The sequence below is a fragment of the Xanthomonas sp. DAR 80977 genome, assembly GCF_041240605.1.
Lineage (GTDB): Bacteria > Pseudomonadota > Gammaproteobacteria > Xanthomonadales > Xanthomonadaceae > Xanthomonas_A > Xanthomonas_A bundabergensis.
Genome location: NZ_CP162487.1, coordinates 3,069,323 through 3,089,969 on the forward strand (window position 1 = coordinate 3,069,323; position 20,647 = coordinate 3,089,969).

Annotated in this window: 18 protein-coding genes; 2 read left to right on the forward strand and 16 right to left on the reverse strand. The window is 58.4% G+C overall.

Annotated elements, in window-relative coordinates:
• Positions 1-99 precede the first annotated feature (99 nt).
• Positions 100-2,712, forward strand: a complete 2,613-nt coding sequence (locus AB3X10_RS12940) for an AAA family ATPase (protein WP_369975454.1) — start codon at positions 100-102, stop codon at positions 2,710-2,712.
• Between the two features lie 293 nt (positions 2,713-3,005).
• On the opposite strand, the gene AB3X10_RS12945 is transcribed toward AB3X10_RS12940, so the two are convergent.
• The 10 genes from AB3X10_RS12945 to AB3X10_RS12990 form a co-directional block, all read right to left on the reverse strand.
• Positions 3,006-3,692, reverse strand: a complete 687-nt coding sequence (locus AB3X10_RS12945) for a hypothetical protein (protein ID WP_369975456.1) — start codon at positions 3,690-3,692, stop codon at positions 3,006-3,008.
• Between the two features lie 511 nt (positions 3,693-4,203).
• A complete protein-coding gene (locus AB3X10_RS12950; protein WP_369975458.1) occupies positions 4,204-4,680 on the reverse strand; it encodes a hypothetical protein in 477 nt (158 codons plus the stop codon).
• Entirely contained in the window at positions 4,677-5,081 is a 405-nt protein-coding gene (locus AB3X10_RS12955) for a hypothetical protein (protein WP_369975460.1), read from the reverse strand. The genes AB3X10_RS12950 and AB3X10_RS12955 overlap by 4 nt, the downstream gene beginning before the upstream one ends.
• Positions 5,082-5,241: 160 nt before the next feature.
• A complete protein-coding gene (locus AB3X10_RS12960; RefSeq protein ID WP_369975462.1) occupies positions 5,242-6,558 on the reverse strand; it encodes a hypothetical protein in 1,317 nt (438 codons plus the stop codon).
• Between the two features lie 98 nt (positions 6,559-6,656).
• Positions 6,657-8,015, reverse strand: a complete 1,359-nt coding sequence (locus AB3X10_RS12965) for a hypothetical protein (protein ID WP_369975464.1) — start codon at positions 8,013-8,015, stop codon at positions 6,657-6,659.
• Between the two features lie 54 nt (positions 8,016-8,069).
• Positions 8,070-8,816 carry a hypothetical protein gene (locus AB3X10_RS12970; RefSeq protein WP_369975465.1) on the reverse strand — a complete coding sequence of 249 codons (747 nt, stop codon included), beginning with the start codon at positions 8,814-8,816 and terminating at the stop codon, positions 8,070-8,072.
• Positions 8,813-9,748 carry a hypothetical protein gene (locus AB3X10_RS12975; RefSeq protein WP_369975466.1) on the reverse strand — a complete coding sequence of 312 codons (936 nt, stop codon included), beginning with the start codon at positions 9,746-9,748 and terminating at the stop codon, positions 8,813-8,815. The genes AB3X10_RS12970 and AB3X10_RS12975 overlap by 4 nt, the downstream gene beginning before the upstream one ends.
• A gap of 64 nt (positions 9,749-9,812) precedes the next feature.
• Complete coding sequence (locus tag AB3X10_RS12980) at positions 9,813-11,462, reverse strand: protein kinase family protein (protein WP_369975468.1); 1,650 nt, start codon at positions 11,460-11,462, stop codon at positions 9,813-9,815.
• Positions 11,463-11,474: 12 nt separating this feature from the next.
• Positions 11,475-12,197 (reverse strand): hypothetical protein, encoded by a 723-nt coding sequence (locus AB3X10_RS12985; protein ID WP_369975469.1) that lies wholly within the window; start codon positions 12,195-12,197, stop codon positions 11,475-11,477.
• A 2-nt stretch (positions 12,198-12,199) separates the two neighbouring features.
• Complete coding sequence (locus AB3X10_RS12990; RefSeq protein WP_369975471.1) at positions 12,200-13,033, reverse strand: VWA domain-containing protein; 834 nt, start codon at positions 13,031-13,033, stop codon at positions 12,200-12,202.
• A 380-nt stretch (positions 13,034-13,413) separates the two neighbouring features.
• Here AB3X10_RS12990 and AB3X10_RS12995 point away from each other — a divergent pair, with 380 nt between their 5' ends.
• The gene (locus tag AB3X10_RS12995; protein WP_369975473.1) at positions 13,414-13,887 is read left to right on the forward strand and encodes a hypothetical protein; all 474 of its coding nucleotides are present in this window, start codon (positions 13,414-13,416) and stop codon (positions 13,885-13,887) included.
• Between the two features lie 54 nt (positions 13,888-13,941).
• On the opposite strand, the gene AB3X10_RS13000 is transcribed toward AB3X10_RS12995, so the two are convergent.
• From AB3X10_RS13000 to AB3X10_RS13025, 6 genes are all read right to left on the reverse strand, one after another.
• Positions 13,942-14,703 (reverse strand): hypothetical protein, encoded by a 762-nt coding sequence (locus AB3X10_RS13000; protein ID WP_369975474.1) that lies wholly within the window; start codon positions 14,701-14,703, stop codon positions 13,942-13,944.
• Entirely contained in the window at positions 14,700-17,288 is a 2,589-nt protein-coding gene (locus tag AB3X10_RS13005; RefSeq protein WP_369975476.1) for an XVIPCD domain-containing protein, read from the reverse strand. The genes AB3X10_RS13000 and AB3X10_RS13005 overlap by 4 nt, the downstream gene beginning before the upstream one ends.
• A 32-nt stretch (positions 17,289-17,320) precedes the next feature.
• The gene (locus AB3X10_RS13010) at positions 17,321-17,962 is read right to left on the reverse strand and encodes a DUF1629 domain-containing protein (RefSeq protein WP_369975478.1); all 642 of its coding nucleotides are present in this window, start codon (positions 17,960-17,962) and stop codon (positions 17,321-17,323) included.
• Positions 17,963-18,096: 134 nt separating this feature from the next.
• Entirely contained in the window at positions 18,097-18,780 is a 684-nt protein-coding gene (locus AB3X10_RS13015) for a thermonuclease family protein (RefSeq protein WP_369981813.1), read from the reverse strand.
• A 108-nt stretch (positions 18,781-18,888) separates the two neighbouring features.
• Entirely contained in the window at positions 18,889-19,089 is a 201-nt protein-coding gene (locus AB3X10_RS13020) for a hypothetical protein (RefSeq protein ID WP_369975479.1), read from the reverse strand.
• A 538-nt stretch (positions 19,090-19,627) separates the two neighbouring features.
• The gene (locus tag AB3X10_RS13025; RefSeq protein WP_369975480.1) at positions 19,628-20,578 is read right to left on the reverse strand and encodes a hypothetical protein; all 951 of its coding nucleotides are present in this window, start codon (positions 20,576-20,578) and stop codon (positions 19,628-19,630) included.
• Positions 20,579-20,647: the final 69 nt, after the last annotated feature.

The following is a 20,647-nucleotide window of genomic DNA, read 5'->3' on the forward strand; positions in this document are numbered from 1 at the left end:
GACCAACGCCTACTTGCCCCATGACGTGACCAACGTCACTATTCAACAAAGGGACGGGGTGCCACCTTGGCTCACCGCCATGCACAGGGGATGTGATCGATGGCGAGGAAGGACGGACCCGGGGCCGCTGCACCCGCGACGCTGGAAGACTGGTTGAATGGACGTGCCAGTTGGTTGCGCATGGCAGCTGCCGGCGTGATTCAAAACCGACGCATGCCGACGGAAGATGAGATTGAGGCTTTGACGACCCATTGCCTTGCAGAAGCGGCCAACACGTTGGATACCCAGCATCCTCCGTTGGTGCCCGGGACGATCTTGGGAACGGCAGCGGCGGCCGACCTACGCATCGATACGGTATCAAGCATCCGCGGTGTCAACGCCATCGGCGAGAACGCAGTCCTGGATCTCAGTCGGGGCCAAATGACCGTGGTCTACGGGCCTAACGGCGCAGGTAAATCCGGCTATGCGCGCCTGATGAAGCACGTCTGTGGTGCGCGAGCCAAAGGGTCAATCCACGCAAACGTCTTCCATCAAGGCCCCGCCGCAGCCTCTGCGTTGATCAAGGTCACCACCCAAGGAGCCGATGGCAGTTCCACGTCCACCGATCTCGCCTGGGAAGCGGCCAATGGTCCCCATTCGAAGCTGAGCGCAGTCCCCGTCTTTGATTCGGCCACCGCGCTGGAGCTGGGGGACACCGCGACCACCGCCACCCACCTTCCACGTGCGATGCGGTTTGTGGGCGTGCTCATCCGGATTTCGGACGCCGTCGGCGATCGACTGAAGGCCCGTGCGGCCCGCCTAACCACCCGCCTCCCCCTCGTGCCTGCGGAACATGCAGCGAGCAGTGCAACCACGCTTCTCAACAAGCTCAACGCAAAGCTAACCGAGGACGACATCAACAAGGCCTGCGCCTTCCCCTCTTCCATCAATGAAGAGCGCTTGGCACTGGAATCAGCGTTGGCTCAAGCCAATCCCGAAGTCGCTCATGCCAAGGCGGTAGGCGACTTGGAGCGCCTGTCGCAATTGGCCACTGGTTTCTCCGCAATGAAGGAGAACCTGAGCAATGAACGGGCCCAAGCGCTTATTGATGCCCGCACCATCGCAGAGCAAAAACGCCAAGCCGCAACCGCCTACGCAACCGCTTTTCTCAATGGTTTGCCGCTGAAGGGGGTCGGAGACGCCGTTTGGCAGACGCTATGGGACGCCGCCAAGGCGTATTCAATCGGTCCGGCCTACCATGGTCATTCCTTCCCGCATGTCGGAGACGAGGCCCGCTGTGTCCTCTGCCAGCAAACGCTGGGAGACGAAGGCAAAGAACGGCTGACCAGCTTTGAGGGCCACCTCAACCACACGCTGCAGACCGAGGCGAAGGCGGCGGAAGATTCCCTGGCAGCGCTGAAGAAGGCGTTGCCGAGCCCTCTCACTGATGTTGTTTGGCAAGCCCAGTGCAACGTCCTCGGTCTGGACGTCGAGCAGGCGACAGTGCTGTTCAAGGCTATCCATGCCAGGCTGAAGGCCATGGCAGAGGCATCCGCCGCACCGCCGGTGGAGTGGTCCGTGTGGACCAACGCTCTTGACCAGAAGGTCAAGACGACAACGGCGGAACGCTACGCGCTCGCGGTATTGCTTGACCCGAAGGGACGCTCCCAGAAGGAAGCCCGCCTGCGAGAGCTCAAAGCTCGGCAATGGCTGGCAGAGCAACGCGACTCCGTCTGGGCAGAGGTCATTCGCCTCAAACGCGTGGCAACGGTGGAGGCGGCTGTTCGCTCGACGCTGACCGGACCGCTGACCACCAAAAGCAACGAAATCGGCCAGTTGGAGTTGGCGAAGGGCTATTGCGATCGCTTCAACGCGGAGCTCAAGGCACTGGGTGGCCACTTGCTTCCGGTGCGCATGACGCATAGAGCCGCCGGAAAGGGCATCTTCAGCTTTTACATCGAGCTGAAGGATGCAACTGCCCCGGTTAAGAATCGTGAGATTCTGAGCGAAGGCGAGCAACGTATCGTTGCCTTGGCCGCGTTCCTAGCCGACGCGACGGGGCTTGAGCGAGGGATGCCGGTGATCTTCGACGATCCCATATCCTCGCTGGATCAACGTTACGAAGAGGCGGTCGCCAAACGCCTGGTGGACTTGGCCGAGTATCGCCAGGTGATCGTTTTCACGCACCGACTGTCGCTGATGGTTCTTCTTCAGAACGCAACCGAGCAACGGGCCAAGCTTGATCTCTCGCCGGTCAAAGTCAAGGTAGAATCTATCGCGCGCGATGGCAGCAGCACCGGTATGCCGGCGCTCATCGACACTTTCTCACTCAAGCCCCAGTCCGGGTTCGGCCAAATGGTCAACAGCATTGGTGAGCTCAAAAAACTAGACGCGCCCCTGAAAACACTCGCGCTGAAGGCCGCGTGCAGCAACTTCCGCATCCTGGTTGAGCGCTCTATTGAGGATGACCTGTGCTCCGGCATCGTCAACCGCTACCGCCGCGAGATCAAAATCCTCAACAAGCTCAAGCGATTGCACGCAATCACACCGGAGGATTGCGCCCTCATCGATGACATGATGAGCAAATATTCCGCGTTCGAGCACTCTCAGCCAATGGACACCCCAACATGGCTTCCAGAACCAGATGAACTGCTGGCGGACGTTCAAGCCATGCTGGCCTGGACCAAAGAGTTCAATAAACGAGCTGAAGCTGCGGCTAAACCCAAGGCCTAGCCGTTGCTTTCGCGCCAGCCGACATATGCGCGCTGAACGCCCCCCACTGGTTCAACAAATCGGTGACCACAATCCGCTCCTGGAGAGATCGACCAGCGCGAGTCGCACTGGAAGAGAATCCTCATGAGCCGTGACTACGGCTACAACCGGAACTGATAGCGACAAAGGCCGGGGCGAGCCTGGCCAACGGATCATGGACGCGGAGAACACACCTACTCCGCTCACACAGCAGTATCCCTGATCGCCATCAGCGCCAAGTCATGTCCCGCGAATGCATTTTAGAACGCTGGCGCTCATGAGGTCGGCATAGCAACGGAAGCACCGGACTTCTTTCGATAGTGGTCTTCCGCCACCTGGGGCCACTCAATGAAGTCGTGACCGGGAACCCCAACCCACGCATGGTAGACGCACGGCAGTGCGGGGATAGCTAAAACCAGCCAAGGCGTCCATGCATGCCATTGTGCAAGGGCTGCGATGCCGGAGCCGGCCATGCTCCAGTCCAACGCAACCAACGCCACACCGACCCAGCCCGCTCCCACCAGGGCGTGCCACCTCCCCTCGTCAATCGCGCGCTCCGCGAGTTGTTTCTCCACCGCCTTCGGGCGGGCCGACTCGTTCATTTGAGCCAACGCCTTCTCGGCTTCCCACCGGTGGACGTAACGCAGCGGGTCTGGGTTTTGCGGTGTGTCGGGGGTCCCCATCCAGTGCTGAATCTTGGGCACAAACAGTTCCAGCACGGCCATTGCGAAGGAAGAAATCAACGCAGCGCCCAGGGTCATCATCACGCTGTAAGCAAGGACCAACAACAACCAGGGACCTGAGCGCGAGGCGATGTCGTTCCACTCAAAGGCCCACAGGTTGGATCCCGTCATCAACACCAGGAACACATCCGCAAGCGCAGCAAATGCCAACAATGCCAGAGCAAAGCGAAAATCGCGGACCTTCTCTAACAGGTTCAACTTTTCAACATCGAAGGCCATGACAACAGCTCTAAGGGTAGGCCGCCTACCATGCCCCAGCGATGTCTCAATAGCTGCGACGCGTTGCGCTTACCGCAGCGTCCACACCCACTCTGGGATGCTGTCGACAATGCGTCCTGTCGGGGCTGCTCCTAGTTGCAAAAACAGCTTTTCGTAGGCCAAGGAGTGTCTGCGGACTCGGAAGACGATCGTCGCACCCCAAGTTCGCGTTGGGCTGCCTCAGCGAAGCCACGCAGAAGCGGCTCGCCGAACCCCTTCCACTCCAGCTCTTTCACCACTGCAAAGTGCCCGACAACCGCGGTTGTGCCTTCAACCACCCACTCGTGGATGTAGCCGGCGTGCCGCCTAGCGAAATAAACGTAGAGGTTGGGCGATTGTTCGGTGGCATTTCGGAAGTGCTTCAGCCCACGCCTCCCCCGAAAGACACGAGCGTAGTTCAAGAACCGCTCCTCTAGCTCTTGCCGCATCTTCTTGGTTCCCCATGCACGCCGCTGGCGCCACTCCCACATTCTTAGATCCCTCCCCGCATCCGCTCGGCGATCCAGTTCATCCAGCCGGACTGCGCGGCCGAGGAGTTGGCCGCCAGCGACCCACGGCCAGGGATGACATGAAGTGCGTCAGCTTGGGCACGGGTCTGCGGAAAGAACGGGCCGTTGACGCCGAGCACAAAGTGATCGCCTTGGATGGCAGCACACATTCCGCAGTGGTTAGCCCAGTAGATAGCGTTAGCGCTCTCCGAGCGCCCGAGCTTGAGCCACGGGGCCACATCTCGCACGTGTGCCGCCACCTGATCGTCCAGGGCATGGATGTAGCGCAACGTCGACGTCCCGCCTACCTCAGGCTCGTCGTCGGGCTTCTGTATGTCCCCGATATCAATGAAGGACGGCACCCACACGGTGATGACGGACGTGGCTTGACTGCACTTCCAGCACGGCATGGTGGACTGCAGGAAGGCATAGCTGGGTGCGGTGAGCGTGAGCTCGGTCATACCTGGCCTGCGGCCACGTGACGTTCCAGCTCAGCTGCGAAGTCCACACCCTTCAGGCGTGCAGCTAGGTCACTTGCACACAGCGCTCGCCCGTCGCTACGAAGGTTTGCCACGGTGTGTGCCGCCAACAAAGAGGCAGACAGCATCTGCAGGCGATTACGCCCTCCTTGCTCCCACCCAGGCGGCAGGGCCTGAAAGACCGCCAGCGCTTCCTTGCCCGATAGGTATTGCATGCAAGACAGCCAAGTCCATTGAAGGCCTATTTCCTCGCGCAAGCGGCGCGCCATAGCTTGTGGGTCGATCTTCTCCTCCACCAAGTCGAGGAAGAGTTGTCCGGCCACGATGGCTTTCTTCTGCGGTGGGATCTTGGCTTTCCGCTTTGCGGGCCACGGGCTTCTCATGCGGCTTTCCTATGCTCGTAAAAGGGGTGCTGCTTGTCATCCAGCAATTCGAACAGTCTTCCTTGCAGCGCCATTTTTGGTTTGGCGACGGTTTGTTCGTCTCCAGCAGAGGCTACTTCGGGCCAATCTCGTCCTAAAGAGTAACCCACGGTTAACTCTACTAAACGTCCTGATCGCTCTCAGGTATCGCAATCACAAAGGTGAGATCAAAGCCTCCTTTGATCCCGCCTGACCATTCAGAGTATTTCAAGCTCACTAGGTGGCCGCCGTAGGTTATGGTCCGTCCAACTTCAATCTCAAAGGGATGGTCATGGGCGCAGGCAAAAGGGAGAGCTTTGCTTAGAAGATGATTGCGTAGCGCAGCAAAAACCTCGGTCGCGCTCTCCCGGTCCTCAGGCTGATTGACATTGAGTTTCAACCTCAACTCTTTGACCGTGAACTCATCACCCGCCAAGTAGTAAGCCACATTGTTAGGCATGATGCCCGAGCCTAGCTCGACCATCGCTGATGCAGCGCGCCATTGATCCTCGTAGTCCCGATAGTAGGGCCGAGTTGGCAAGCCCTGTTGGGCAAGGAAACCTATAGCAGCGTCTGGCAGCCAGCCAATCACGGGTTGGACGCGATGAGGATTGCGCTGGCGTCGTCGAGTCTTCTTGATTTCCAAAACCGATTCATCCACTTCGGCAAGGCTCACCGGCGGAAACCTACCCACATGACGCTGCCACTGCTTCCATCCAGGCATATCAAGCCCCATATGCCTAAGAAGCTTCACGCCAGCATGGAGGGCAAGCTTGGAATCTTTACTTTGACGCTTGAACACGCCCAATGCACTTTCAGCCACCATGTAAGCATTGAGCATAAACAAGAAGGGCAACAGCAATAAGCCCAGAATTATTGGCAAGAAGAACTCGCGAACCGTCTTCACACTTGCGAAGTCGTTGAAATCAGTTGTGATATGAAAAATCGACTTCCCAAGCATGAGGAGGCCAAGCGCAGTCAGAAGGACTACTGTCCCGCGATGCACGACCCTTAGAGAAGGATCTTTGGCACTCACCACATTCATCGAAGCCAGAAAAAACATGCTACCAAAGATCAGCATTTCCACCCAAAGAGCGAAAGTATCGACGGCGGTCAGGAAGTCCACCACCACCGCAACACCCATTACCTCCCCAAACGCGCGACGAAAGAAATTCGCTTCGCCCTCAACTTTATTGACGTTGAACACTGCCACACACGCCGAACCGAAAGTCCAAATAAGCGTGGTTTTGAGGTTACCAATCTCCCACCACCCTAAATGCCAAAGCGTTACAACGAGAAAAGCGACATAAGCGAACAGGAGCGCCAAAACAAAAACAATGCTCCGCCTGAATAAAATGCCAAGCAACGCCTTTAATGCACGCCTGCTATTGGCATATCTAAGCACCCAAACCAGCGCAATGGCAAGCCAGATCACCAATGCCCATTCACGGTTGTCCAATACCATCGATCGAGCACCCCAAAATTCAGTTCGTGCCTGCCCTCAACTAACAGCTTAACCAATATCCGTAGCAGACTTCGCTAGAATTTATTTCGATATCAAACACGGAATGGTGAGATAGCCGCATCAGCATCGCCAAAATGAATCGTGAAGTAGTCGTCGTCCAAGCCATCCATCTCTTCTATCTCTATCCCGACAATCATCCTCCCTTGAGCCAAAGCATCGGAGAAATAGCTTGCTATGCTTGGTGATCCTGGACGTTCATGCGCGATGATGAATTCATTTTGCGTCACGGCACCAGAAATAAGACCCATTAAACCACGCGAAGAAATACTGACTTTACTCACATTACCACCCTCTACTGTCAATTGATACGCCCCCATTTGACTGTGACCAACGCCAGGCTCTAGGCATCTCCGAATTGCGTTATAAGGCGCCTTCTGCGGCGCAGGAAAGTGCTTCATAGCCCCGCGCATCAACTCATCCAAAAGAGCATAGTTCTTTGAAAATTTATCGTCGGGCAGCTCCCTACCCTTCACACTGACGTTGAACCTTAGCTTCCGATACGTCTTTGGATCCAGGGCCGTTCTACGCTCCTCTACGCTTATCAAGGCGACAGCGTCTATGCCAGAGTGCTTCGAAAGGAAGTGATCGACGATTTGAAGTGCACTATAGGTTCCGGGTGTCCGTGACGAGGAAGAAATATTGTGCAAAAGGGCCGAGTCACCATCGCAAGCGACCAAAAGTTTAAGCGCCTGCTCTGGCGCGCCAATGAGCTGATCCTTTTTAGCCTTCAGCGCCTTATAAAGCGGATTCTTCTCCCGAGAAGCCGCAACGTCGTAGCTTAGATAGCTGCCTGTTACGGAAGATGCACTCGGATCATATGCAATCGAAAACCTCAAGCTCTCGTCTACTGGCTTGTAAACGTGCTGCTCTTCTGGCGCTTGGCGCACGCCGTGAAGCCAGGCGGCAACTTCAGCGCGGAGAAGTTCGATCAACTCACCGCGTTTTGGAAGAGCCAGTTGCATCCTGCCATCCCCATAGCGGCCAATACGTTCTCCTTCGACCTTATAGCTTAGCTTTACCGGGTCGACGCCATGCTTTCGCGCGATTTCGGGGACCTTCTCAAATAGAACATCCACCGGATTTTGCTCATCCAGCCCCTTGTCAGAGACAGCTAAGACATCTCCAACAACAAGCAACACCTCTCCGTTCGGAGAAAAGTATGTCAACTCAAGATCAGGCCTCCTGCCACTTGGAAGCGGGACCTCGTGCCTAAGCTTAGCCTCTTGGGAGAAAGCATCCAAAACGACGATTTCCCACATCGCAGGCAACCGGTTCCAACCGGGCGTGTTCAGCCGGTTTACAATCTCCACAATCTGGCCTTCGGACAAGACCCGCTTAAGACGATCGATCCGCTTTTGCAAATCGCGTCGGGCAAAGATGAAGTTCGTCATTGCGTGATCTTCCCCTTGAAAGCCAGAAATTTCGATTGATAGGTCCTGCAGGCATCATTTTGCCAGTGTCATCCAAAGGGCCCTCCCCTGTTCTGAGCTGATATCAGAGAACTGATTGGGATCCCAAGAGTGATGGGTCAGCAGGAGGCCGAGCTCCGCCAGGAGCTTCAGGCATCGGTCGCCAAAATCAAAGATTCCTTGGTATGTCAGGTGCAGAGTGCTGATGTCGAATGGCTTGGGTTCTTCACCCAGCTTCTGCATTTCCCAGTGCGCATGGTGTTTGTCTCGAAAAGTCCTGACGCTGATAGTCACCGGATCGCTCTCCAGTTCCTTCATGGCTTGGTTGACCGCGCTCCATCTCTCATCGAACTGGGCCATGTTTTCGTCACGATCTCGCTGGCGCCACTTCTCCCTGGTCTCCTCGCCGATGTATTCCGCGGGGCTATCCTGAAGGGAGTCAAACATGCCGCTATAGCTCGTGCGGTAGTGCTCCCGCATACCGGGCACCTGCAGCTTGCGCCAAATGTTGGTGAGGCTGCCGGTCTTGTCCCCCTTATCAAGGAACAATCGAGCCAACTCGCGGATGAGATCTTGGCCAAGCAAAGGCGTCAAGTGGTTCCAGAGACCTGCACCTGAGGTCTTATCAAGCTTGGTCTTCATCGCCGCCTTCACCTCTTCATCGAGAACCAAAGGCTTGAGCAAGTATGCTCTCTCGTCTAGGAAATGCGCCTCACTAGTCAGAGCCCGAATGAACCCATCGATCTGTCGGATGCGGTTCTCCAGCGTGTCTACGTTCGTCATCGTTGCCTCAAAATTTGCTTTTCAGCATCCACAGGCACCCCGTGAAAGTTCACGTTTAATCGTTTGATGAGTGCCTTAGTCTTCTTACTGGGTGCCCTTGGGCACACAAGCACGGCCTCACCGTTGGGGATCTGGCGTTTCGCCAACTGCTCGGCGCGCAGGATGGCCCGGTATTTCACACACTGGTAAACGCCACGCATCAGCTCATCCTCCGAGCACTTACTGGTCTTCACTTCCACGGCCAAGCGCTGGCGAGTATTGTCGAACAACACGTCTAGCTGGTCGCCACTGCTCAACACCGCCTCGTTTTTTCCAGGCTCGAAGGTGCCAAAGTCAAGCAATTCCTCGGGATGCTCCCGCACCCAGTGCTTCAGCGCCTGGTGCTCGGCACTCTCTGGGCCGCCGCCGGCCTGGACTCGTGGTAGCGGCAGCACCTCGCCCTGGTCCGCCTGGACTTCGCCGGCCGCGGGTTCCAACCGGGCCACACCCAGGGCCGCAGCGATCTGATCCCATTTGCCGTAGTGGTAGACCGCATTCATGGCGGCATCGAGGTAAGAGAGCCGGTCCGCGGCCATGCCGGCGCCGTTGTCCCCGAAGAAATAATAGGCAATTTCATCGGCCCCTGTGCTGGGGTAGCCGGTGTCCTTGCTCACCACGATGGTGTTGATCGGAGGAATACGCTCCCCGCGCCACTCGGGCTGCTGACCGAGTAGTTCGATGGCCTGGCCAACGGCGCCAATGGCTGGGCCGTATACCGTCTTGCGAGCCTTTGGCTCGTGCCCGAACTCCGACTCTAGTTGCTCGGCCAACTCGCCGTAGAAGATAGGCCGGCCTTCCTTCGCTCGGCGAATCAGGATCGGGAGGATGTCGGCCACGACCTGGATGCGCCAAGGGGTATTGGCGAGGGGAAGCTGGGACCAATCGAATGCCATGAGTGTCCATCCTCCAGGATCTGAAGCACGCTCTACCACCGCACAAGGTTCTCTGTAAAGCGACCTACCCCGCAACAAGTCGCCACAGGAGCAACAGGCCTCCCAGGATCAACAGGGAGAGGCATCCACTTTTGGAAGAAGATGCCGGGCGTGCTGGCGGCGGCGAGGGACGTGGAGGCAAGGAACGTGTAGGCGTGTGTCGCGGAGGCGCAGAGACCTGCGGTGTTTGACGCTGCATCCCCGTAAGAAGTTGCTGGTTGCGTGTTTGAACAGGGGGTGGCGCGCGTGGTTGAGGCGGCGGTAACTTTGTTCCGGAAGATCCCTTAACCCCCATATCGACGAGGATGTCGCTATTGCGGGTGTTGCTGGCCGGCACACCACCAGCAACTGGTCTTCCAGCCACTGCAAGCCGGAACCTGGCGTCCTTCTCGGGTAACTGCTGAAGCTGACCCGGCGCGGTGATAGTGATGGATAGGTGGGTGTAGCCAGTATTGCTGTAGGGAGGATCAACCAAGCCCGCTACGGACACCCAGCGCCCTACCCACGATGTGTCAGGGACATGGGGCTTGATGGCATCCATGCCGTCTACCCAAATTGCCAACTTGACTGCTTGGCCTCTCCAATCGGAGAAATTGACGAAGACGTAGGGCTTCTTGTTCTTTGCCCACCCCTTCTTCACCGAATGGATCTTGCCAACCAGCTCGACGCGATTGCCCACCATACCCAGCACCTGAGCATAGTTGGTGGCATCGCATACCACGTAGGGCCCCTGATAAACCACCACCGTATTGTTGGGACGGATGGTGATTGGTCCAATCGGAATTCCCTTGCCTTGCAGGAAATCCGCCAGTGACGGAATGCCTGCAAAACTGCCCGCTGCGACCTTTCCCAGGTTCTCAACGTGTGACTTGAGTCCAGCAATGGCCACCGCTTCTTGGAACACAGCGGATGCACCGGGGTTGATAAAATCGTTGCGGCGAAACACTACGGCGCTGGGCTCGGATCGGGACGTAGCCCAGATCTTCGGCGAAGCCATCAGCGCTTGAAGTGCGACGTCCAGCGTGAGGAACGAAAATCGATCCAGCGTGGGACTGAATTTATCTGCTGAACGCTGAGGATGCTGGAAATTTAGCTGTCCCAGCTCTGTTGCTTTAGCCCCGTTGAGGGACTCAACGAACATACCATCGTAGTCAATCAGCTGGACGGTGGCACCATCCGCACTGACCATGACGTTCTCCGGCTGAATGTCGCCGTGAGCAAGGTTGTTGTGCTCAAGAAATGCGGCCAAAGCCGCTAAGGCGCTACGCAACTTCCGGAGCGCTGCGATGTTGCGATGCTCGGCTTCGAGGAACTCGGCCAGCGTGCGCCCGCTAGCCCAAGCCATCTTGACGATGGGATACGCATTGCCCTGGATGCGAATACCGTTAGGGCTGAACTCAAACGGCAGGAAGTAAGGGCTATTAAGCTGCTTCAGGCGAGCCGAGATCGCCTGATAACGACGTTCTAGCTCGCGAGATTCTTTGTGAAAGCAGCGCAGCGCGAACTTTTTGGCGCCAACTGTCACTGTGTAAGTCAGCGCAAACCCACCACAAAGTGCCAACGGCAGTCCCAGGCCTGTGGTCTTCAGCTTTCCGTGCTTCAACTCTGGGTCTTGCAGGACAAACTGCGGTGACTGAAGGGCCTCGTTGTATTGCTCCAAGGATGGGTAAGCCATCATCAAATACCACTAAGACCGGGTAACGGAAACGATGACCAAGGTAGAGTCATCGCGTCGGAGGCGTCCGGCACCGCGCTCCCGATCCACCAGTTCCACAAGCTCCTCAACCTCTCGGATGCCACAAAGCGCTTCCAGTGCAGATTGGTCGCCTTTTTCTTGATGGGCCAAGAGCCAAGCACCCAATGCGTCGGTCATGCACAGCAGCAACCGGTAACCTTGCTCTTCGTAACCCCATTGCCAAGTGCTGGCTTGCTCGTCGCCCGCCGCGTTCAAGGAGAGGCGAGTCGCCAAAAGCAAGGGCTTCTCTTGGAACTGCTCGGAATGGGTATACGGAGCAGAGGCCAGCAGTTGATCGCCGTCCACCCACACCGCCAAGCTGTCGCCCGCCGCAGTGATCTGAACCATGTTCCGTTCGGGATGGTCTTGGGCGATAAGGAGCGTCGCAAAGCTGCCGCGCTCGTAGGCAGCTGCTTTGGACCAAGAAAGGCAGCTAGCGTCATGCAAGGCTTCGTAGCCCTCCAAGCAACTGGCTACAGCCTCCGGTGACAGCTCTTCTTCCATCATCCGGTCTACGAGCAACCGAGCCCAGTTACGAGCGTCGAACGACTCGGATGCTCCATCGGACACCACCACCCGGCCCCGCTCTGGGTCCGTGAGATAGGCATCCTCGTTGTCGTCAGGCGACTCAACGTGCTTGGGCACAGTCCCCTGAAAGAGGAAGGTCAGCGCCATAGTCAGCGCAGCTGCGCAGCCCGGGTTCCAATGTCGAAGAAGTCCACGATCTCGGTAATCTCACCGTTGAACACAAACCCCCGGGACTCCATCGTGGCCTTGATGCCCTTCTCCTCCGCGACCTTCTGCAAGTGTGGCGGTAAGGCGCTAGACATACGAAACAACAGCTTGGCATAGGCGTCACCCAAACCCGCATCAGAGGTCGGGAACTTGACCGGATCGCTGCCGCTGGTGCTGACGTGAAGATTGAACAGCAGCACGTTGCCGTCGTTCGTGCTGATCTGCTGAAGCTGTTTTGCCAGCGCTTCCGGATCGCCATCTGTCGACTCGCCGTCGGTGACATGCAAGACGGTCGGAGGATAGCTGTCAGGGTGCGCATCGCACCAAGCCACCAGTTGCTCCGCCGCGGCCGTGATGGCCGTGCACATGGGGGTGCCGCCCGACGCATGGGCTTCAAACCAAACCGGGAACTTGATGGATTGGTCGACTAAGCCACCAGCACCATCGTCCACCCGCTTGGTCCGATTTTCCACGCGAAGTGGGTTGGCTTCGATCTGAGAGATGGGATGGAGCACAGCTGAAGAGAGGCCGCCGGTCAACCCATTCTCTGCGGAGCTGCCCATGTAACCCAGCACGCCGACTTCAAAATAGTCACGGGTGCCCTCGGACTTGGTGCATCGCGTGATCAGGGTGGCGAGGGTCCGATTGAGCACGTCTGCCACGAATTGGGCCTTTGACTTTCCATTTCCCATCGTGTCCTGCATCGAGCCGGACTGATCGACGAGGAAGAGAAAGGCGGTCGGGCTTGTTCTGCTGATCTCGGCGGTGTAACTCATGGATATCCCCTGTGCTAGAAAGATGGGGCATGGGTCACCTCACTTCGGCAGTGCTAGCTTCCTTCCCCTCGCCCCATCATGCCGTGCGCAGAACCAAATCGCCACAGCCGAACCGCAAATAAGGGGTCAGACTTTTCTGATTCTTAGCTGTTTTTTTAGATAAATTGTCTACAAATTTTCTTGCATTAGCGGACGCTCTGATGATAAGCCAGAGCGCTAAACAGCTCCGGACGTCCAAGGCCATCAAGGGGACACGGAAGGCGAATCTCGGTTCCGTTGCACCCGTTGAGCAAAAAAGACCTTCAAAATTCTTGCGAATCCGCCCCCCTTCACTCTCTGTCCTTGGCTTTCTACGGTTGAACGTGATTACGAGGTAGTCCATGCCGGTTCGTCAGGATGTCGCTTATCCATTGCTGAACGCCTTTGGCAGGCTCGAGTTTCAACTCAAGCGGCGAGGCGACTATTTTCGAGCGTCGAACGGCCATGTCGTTCCGGACGTGGCATGGCGTCGGGTGGAGACCACCGTCAGACGGATGGACGTTGATTTCACTATGCAGGTTCCTGATTGGGCTCGGTGGCGCCTGCTCTCAGAGCGGCAGACGAGACCCATGAGGCAACAGGTCGTCGAGGAGAACGGCCGACAAGTCGCCCGGTTCAGGCCAAATCCATTGGACGACAACGATGCGGTGGCGCTGGTTCAGGCCATGCGCCAAGTCCGCAACAACCTCTTTCACGGCGGGAAGGAGGACACGGAAGACGATCCTTACGCCGAAGACGACTATTGGGCAGAAGCCGCCACTGCGGTCGCTCTGGTTCTGCTTCGACTGGCCGAAGGACCTGAACTGGCTCCCTGACCGGTGACGCAAACCGCGCCAGGCGGGACAGCGGTCGCCGCGCTACTGCTGAATTCAGGACCCACGCTCTTTCAGGTCTTTCTGAAATGCCGCGTTGAAACGACCTGGGACATTCAAATCTTGTTCGGTGTCAATGGTTAGCTCTGAAGGAAGAGCAAGCCAAAATGCGTCGATGGCAGCGGCGAACTCATCCACATTCTGGTCAGTAATTACCAAGTCGCTGTCGTCGGGGAAGCGCGACTCAAACGGACCCTCCATCGGCACAAACTCAGGGTAAAGGCATCGAAGATCGTCCATCGCCTTGCCTTCTCCATGCTTGTAGACGTTGACAATCAGACGCATGGCATCCAATCGCGCAAAGTGCGGGAACGAGCGAACGTTCAATCCCAATGCAAGAAGGAGCTTTTCGAGGTCTTGCGCATCAATGCTAACAACCGCACGACGGGTGTGTGGACCTATCACCACGGTCCAGCGCATCTCATGCGCAAGGAAATGGCGCCACGTCTTATCCCAGTGGTGATACATACCCGCAATGACGCTTAGGCGGGTGCGCTCGTGCATATCGGATAGGAGCTGAAAGAACTCCACACCGTGATCAAAGGCAGCCTGTGCTACATCACCCATGTCGTGGAAGTCAGGATCAAAATACTCATCTGCGGCTTGCCAACGCTCTTCTTGGGCCCTTTCGGCTTCTTCTGAAATATTCCCAAACTGCGACAGCAAGCGCTTCTTCGCTTGTTCCACGTAGAAGCGATGTTCTTCCTGCAGTGCCTTCCGGTGCGGCTCTATCAGTTGGAAGACCGTTCGTATGGTCACGGACCACCCATTGTCATCCGCGGCCCCTGCTCCTGTCGCTGGGTCTGCTGCTGGGTCTGCTCCAATGCCTGCTGACGCACCTGGTCCTGCTTGATAACCTCCGCCTGCTGCAGGTTCTGCTCTGCCGGCTGCTGGGCAGCCTCCCTGCCATCCACCCGCGCGTGGAAGATCGGCAGCTTGTCGCCAAACGGCGCGTAGACCGCCAGCACGTGCTGGGCCCCATCGTTGCCCAGCACGCCGGTCACCCTATCTACTCGCTTCACCAGCGGATCTTCGGTTTGCTGCTTGTAGAGCGCTGCGGTGACGTTCCGACTCTCCTCGTCGTTCCAGTTCCCGGTGCCTTGCACCCAGGAATGGATGGTCTGGTAAGTGGAGTGGTCGGGGTGCGCGGGGTTGTCGGCCAGCATCGGACCCTGTGCCCCCTTCTCCTGCGCCGGTTCGGCCTCCTGCTCTTTGCTGCGTCCAGGTGCTGACACGGAGACCGCGCCAAGCGTCGGCACGTGCGCCATGGCCGGCTGGCCCAGCTCGGCCTTGGCTTGGCGCAGCTCCTCGGAGGTGGTCACCGCGACCTGGTGGGCCACCCCGTCTTGGCCGACCTGATAGTGGGTAATCGGGCTGTCGTAGCCGTATTGTCCCTGCTCGTTCGGCTTCAGCTGCTGCATCGTCGGACCAGTCAGGCCTTCGGCCTCCTTCGTCCGCTGGGTCGCCAGCTCCACGGCCTGCAGGTTGTTCTCCTGGGCGTTGAGGTCGATGCCGGCAGCCCGGTAGCGGTGCAGCACCTCGTTGTGCTCCATCTGCGCCGGCGTCGGCGCAGGGCGAGCCTCAATGGTCGCCAGGGTTTCCTGGGCGCGCTCCAGCGAGGGCTGGCGCATCTGATTGGTGAGCTCCAGCTCCACCGCCAGGTTGCCGGCGGCCACCCCGTCTTTGCCTGCCCACTGTCCCTCAGCAGTGCGCTGGTAGGTCTGGCCATCGTGTCCCTGCACCTGGTCCGGCTTGGCTCGAGCATTCTCCACCGCGGTCGGCACCCCTACCCCGTAGTCCTGCCCGCGCTGGGCGGCATGGCTCTCCAGGTAGGCCTGGGCGATGGCCTCGCGGCCGGTGGCAATGTTGTTCTCGATGCGCCCCAGGGCTTCCTGGTTCAGGCGCTGCGCCTGCTCTGGGGTAGCGGTCTGCGGTGTGTAGACCCCCTGGTCGTTGCCGCCCGTCACGCCGGTCTTGACCTGACGCTCCCAGGACTCGGTGGTCGGATTGCGCTGCCAGTTCTGGTTGTCCAAGCCGGTCCGATCGCCAGGCTGGGCCGGCAAATTGAACGGGTCCTGCGGCGGGGGCGCTTTGCCCAGCGCAAACTCGGCTGCCTTGGCATTCGCCATGGCGCCCAGTTCCTGAGACTTGATGTAGCAGGCTCCCACAGGCGCCTGTGTAGGGGTGTCGCGTCCATCGGGCGCGCGGTCGAACGCGCCTTGGCGCTCCCAATCCCGCCCGTTGAACTGCCACTCCACCCCTGCCTTGTCGGTCTGGTGGAAGATGTCGCGGTTCTCTTTGAGGTCGACGGCCTTGTCGAAGGCCTTGCTCATCAAGACAGCGTCGCCCACCACCAGGGCCGCGGGCACAAACCCACTGCTGCTGCCCAGCGCGGCCGCGGTGGCCGCACCGCCGGCCCAACCACCCGCGTTGCGTGCAATGGCGTGATCGACCTCCGACTGCGCGGCGGTGGTGTTGCCCTGCTCCATCAGCGCCGAGGCCGTGCGGGCAGTCATGACGGCATCCGCGCCTGTGGCCAGAAGTCCGCCGGCACGGGTCAGGCCGCGGGCGGACGCCTCGCCCATCAACAACTGCATGGCGACTTCGCCACGCTGACCGCGGGGAACACGAAGGTTGCGTGCGGCTTCTTCGCCCAAGGTGTTCTCGACCACTGCCACACCGCCTGGCGACATGGTCAAGCGGCCGTCGTGGTAAGCACTGGAGATGGCCTGGGATAGGCCGTGGCGCTGAAGATCGAGGTTGCCGCCTCCCAGCAGCGGCTGTCCAGAGCTGTGGAAATGCTGCAACGTGGAAACGATGCGGCCTTCGTTGTGTGTTACCCCGCTCCACTGGCGCGCATTGGCGCTGGCTTGGCCGTATGCGTCCAACTGCGTCGCGTTTTGGACGGCATAGCCGTTCGGGTCACCGAAGAATGCCTGGGTGACAGCCCGCGTTTGGTCCATCGTCTGCCCCAGCGCAATGTTCGTGCGCAGGTCGCCATTGATGAGCGCCACCTGCGCAGTGTCGCTCAATCGCTGAACCTTGAGGGCCACTCGATCCAAGGCGTCCGGATCTGCCCTCAACGCCGCCTGGCCGTCCTTCGTGGCAGCCAAGTCCTCGAGGGCATCCTTCAAACCGAGGCCATATTCCTTGATGGGGCGGCCCGTGTGCGGCGTGACCCCAATGGCTTGAGCAAGTGCCTTGTCGTTGGGCAAATTGATCAGGTTGGTGGCCGCGTCCTTACTGAACCGATCGGAGTCCACCAGCGCTTGCAATAGAGGGTCACGCGTAAACGCTTGCTGCTCGATGGCGTGGTGCGGTTGAAAGAGGGGCTTGCCCGGCATGGTCTAGGATCCTTCCTTGTCGCCTGGTGGAATCAGATATCCGATGCGTCGATGAAGGAGATGCCGCTGACTTCTGCGTCGTCAGGTATCCCGGCAGCGTGAACTGCGTCCTTGAACTCCCGATCGCAGAACACGGACGGGTTGAATGGCACCCGGAACACGTGCGACTCCCCCAACACCTCATGCCGGAAGGCAAGGCTGGCTCCCCCACCCAGGGAATAGAACTTCCCACGCACATAATCGTCATCGACCTTGACCTTCAGCCGCGATGACTCTTCGTCCAAGGCATCCAACTCTCGAACCACGTCGCACAGGAAGCGCCGCGGACCCTTGATGTCATCGGCCAAGCGGTAATCCACCTCGATGAACGCGCATGCGCTGGGATCAACCGAGCACATGACGTCATGGAGTCGCTCGGACACCAACCAATAACCGCCGAACCCCGGCTCCAGATCACGAGGTTCGGGGCCTGCGCTAGGGTCATAGGTCATTTGCGGTTGTTCGAGCATTGAAGGAAAGCCCCCCTCTTCTGGACGCAAGATCAATCGGGGTGGCGATAGCAGCTGGCGGAGGTTATCGAACCTCACCCCGCAGGGCTGCCTGTTGCTCTCCATGTCCGATACGAACATGTAGAAGGCACCCGGCTTGGGCTGATTGGTCATCGTTGTATCCATGCGTTGCGTCCCGTCCACCTGGGTATGGTCTCCAGCTCAATCGGGCAGAGTCTACCGCCCCGATCGCCGGCTGGGGCAGACAAAAAGACATCATGTCCAACCCTTCGCGGCTCGCTCTACCGCGGCGTGCAAAGTCAGCGCCTCGCCGGCTGCCACCCCGCGCGCAGGGCATCCGCAGGGCTGCAGAACATGTGCTCGCCGCGGCTCAGGTCGATGCTCGTGCGCTCGTAGTCCCGTTGCCCGGGCACGTGGTAGATCTTCTTTCCCTGACGGGAAATGTTGCCCTTGATGCGGCATCCACCTGGCACTGGCTGCGTGCCTACTGGCTCTTGGCGCGCCGTCTGCTCACGCTTGCTGCGGCGGTAGTCTGCGGGCATCTGGAAAGGCCCTTGCCAGAGGTTGCGCCGCTGCTGGCGCGCATCGGCTTCGTCTGCGATGAACGCCATCGCGTATTGGCGATACGCGACCGCCCAACCGGAGCGCACCATCCATCGGTTGACGGATTGCCCCTGGACGAAGCACTCCGCGACCACCCGGCCATAGCGGTCCGTGTCCTTGGGCTGGCAACGAACGGTCTTGTCCAACACATAGCCGTCCAGCGCGGCGGCGGACCGCCGGCCACAGGGCCAAGCACGTCCGTCTTTGGTGATGCACTGCTGGGCGCTTTCCGGAGCATCGATGCCCCACAGACGGATACGCTGCTTGGCCACGGTGAGCGTGTCCCCGTCCGTGACGGTCGCGCGGCCGACAAGCTCTGCGGCCACGCCTGGAACCGAAGAAAAAGCCAACAGCAGAACCACCAGACCCTTCAACACCATCAACAACGACTTCCTCTAAGCGCTCGCTCGGGTGGCGAGCGCCAGTTCAAACAGGGCCCGACACTCTAGCGGAAGTGGCAAAGGGACGCCGACCAAGTCGAAAATCCTTCAAACCAGACTTGCGTTCCTGGTGTGGTCGCCGTCGGTCTCCTCTACGACAACGAAGGTGCTCACTAGCCAGCCGTATGCATCGCTGAGCGCGTCAGCAATGTGCCCTTCGCTCTCGCATTCGACCGCGGCTTCAGCCGGCAATCCAGGACGCTTGCCGTTGGTCTCCCAAACAATCCCGCGCACGTTAAACGCTCTCATTTCTTGCTCCTTTAAAGTGCATCTGCCTTGGCAGTCTAGCTTCGGCAGAGTGTTCAAGCAGCGAGAGAGCTCTCCAGCACAGCGTCGGCCACCATCTAGTCCTTACCCAAGCTCTTCGGCATGTGCTAAACCACGCAGCCAAGCGGCGGCCCACACCTAAAAGATGTTCTTGCGTCAGATCAGCTTTTCGTAGTCCTTCTCACTGAGTCCGAGGAAAGCGCAGACGCTCCGTCGGTCAAGAACCTTCGAGAACTCCCTTACCTGTGCTTTAACCAGGTATCGAGATGGCGCCAATGGGTTCGCGAGCAACCCAATAATTAGGCGAACGAGGTTACTTCTATCCAACTTCTGCTGAGTTCTCCACAGCACCTCTCTCTGGTCTTGAGGGAAGCCCACTCCTAACGTGTGGTCAACCGCCAAGTCAAGTTCAGCACGCCTCAATTTTTCACGGTCAGCCCGCGCAGGAATCGGCGCCTGCGCTTCATGAAGCGATATCGCTCGCAGGTCGTATTCCTGGCGGCTCAATCGCCGCCCGTATTCAGGGCGATCTGCTTCCGGGTCCTCTTGGCCTTGACGCTGGTCCATAGATGCTTTCAACGATATCTGGGTCGGATAGCACCATGCGGTGATCGGAAGAAATGTCAAGTAGAGCCTCATAGTCCTGACCCGGCAAGATCGTGGAAAGACTTGCCTGGAACTCTCGCGTCAATTCATCAAAATTCCTAACAAACCCATACCAGCCGCTCTGTCCCCTTTCGACGAACTCTCGCTCAATTGCCTCCCGCGATAGCTCGAACTGCTCCCGAATTTTCATCATCTCATGGTATTGCGCAAGCGAAAACCGCTTGCCAGTGACGATTGCACGATGCCGAACCAATAGTTTGAAGCTTTCAATCTGGAATTTTGCAGCCCTCTCCGCTTCAGAGCTGCTCCACGGTTCCCCAGCTGTCTGCTGACTCACGCTCAAAATGGAATCAGTATCAAGCACGAGTTCGGGATAAATCTCTCGAGCCAGGCTGACACTTTCGTCTATGAAACTGCGCTCAGCAAACGCTCGCGACTGCGAGGAGGTCTGTATGCCTTGGTATAGACATACATCTAAGTCACCAGACACCCCTGCTCGCGTGTAAAGAGGCGCTTTGAACATGCCAAACCCAGCTGACGGGCGACCGAAAAGGCCGAAGATAGAAACCGACAGAAGGTGGCCGCGGACTCCGTTCGCAGTGATAAGTGCTGGCATGAGAATCCGGTTAGCCGATTGGTGGCAGACCCCATTGATGAGGTAGTGAGTGACGCCTGCTCGCTCATCGGGCTCGCCTATTGCATCTGCGCGTTTCGTGCTGCCGTGGGCGGAGCGAACAGTGGTTCCGCCACTTTTTCCTCCCCAACATCCCCAACCGTAGCTCCCGCCTCCACACTCGATGTAGGCATGATCGGCAGCATGAAGCGCCAGCTTTGTTGGATAGCAACAGACGTTCAGCACACCCATCCAATCCTCCTTGATTACACCGCTGAGTAGATAGCTGATTTCACCAGATTATCCGAATTTACGCCGCCC

Excerpts from the sequence above, each read along its gene's own strand:
- AB3X10_RS12940 (WP_369975454.1), top strand. The coding sequence starts at position 100 with ATGGCGAGGAAGGACGGACCCGGGGCCGCTGCACCCGCGACGCTGGAA.
- AB3X10_RS12945 (WP_369975456.1), bottom strand. The coding sequence starts at position 3,692 with ATGGCCTTCGATGTTGAAAAGTTGAACCTGTTAGAGAAGGTCCGCGAT.
- AB3X10_RS12950 (WP_369975458.1), bottom strand. The coding sequence starts at position 4,680 with ATGACCGAGCTCACGCTCACCGCACCCAGCTATGCCTTCCTGCAGTCC.
- AB3X10_RS12955 (WP_369975460.1), bottom strand. The coding sequence starts at position 5,081 with ATGAGAAGCCCGTGGCCCGCAAAGCGGAAAGCCAAGATCCCACCGCAG.
- AB3X10_RS12965 (WP_369975464.1), bottom strand. The coding sequence starts at position 8,015 with ATGACGAACTTCATCTTTGCCCGACGCGATTTGCAAAAGCGGATCGAT.
- AB3X10_RS12970 (WP_369975465.1), bottom strand. The coding sequence starts at position 8,816 with ATGACGAACGTAGACACGCTGGAGAACCGCATCCGACAGATCGATGGG.
- AB3X10_RS12975 (WP_369975466.1), bottom strand. The coding sequence starts at position 9,748 with ATGGCATTCGATTGGTCCCAGCTTCCCCTCGCCAATACCCCTTGGCGC.
- AB3X10_RS12980 (WP_369975468.1), bottom strand. The coding sequence starts at position 11,462 with ATGGCTTACCCATCCTTGGAGCAATACAACGAGGCCCTTCAGTCACCG.
- AB3X10_RS12985 (WP_369975469.1), bottom strand. The coding sequence starts at position 12,197 with ATGGCGCTGACCTTCCTCTTTCAGGGGACTGTGCCCAAGCACGTTGAG.
- AB3X10_RS12990 (WP_369975471.1), bottom strand. The coding sequence starts at position 13,033 with ATGAGTTACACCGCCGAGATCAGCAGAACAAGCCCGACCGCCTTTCTC.
- AB3X10_RS12995 (WP_369975473.1), top strand. The coding sequence starts at position 13,414 with ATGCCGGTTCGTCAGGATGTCGCTTATCCATTGCTGAACGCCTTTGGC.
- AB3X10_RS13005 (WP_369975476.1), bottom strand. The coding sequence starts at position 17,288 with ATGCCGGGCAAGCCCCTCTTTCAACCGCACCACGCCATCGAGCAGCAA.
- AB3X10_RS13010 (WP_369975478.1), bottom strand. The coding sequence starts at position 17,962 with ATGGATACAACGATGACCAATCAGCCCAAGCCGGGTGCCTTCTACATG.
- AB3X10_RS13015 (WP_369981813.1), bottom strand. The coding sequence starts at position 18,780 with ATGGTGTTGAAGGGTCTGGTGGTTCTGCTGTTGGCTTTTTCTTCGGTT.
- AB3X10_RS13020 (WP_369975479.1), bottom strand. The coding sequence starts at position 19,089 with ATGAGAGCGTTTAACGTGCGCGGGATTGTTTGGGAGACCAACGGCAAG.
- AB3X10_RS13025 (WP_369975480.1), bottom strand. The coding sequence starts at position 20,578 with ATGGGTGTGCTGAACGTCTGTTGCTATCCAACAAAGCTGGCGCTTCAT.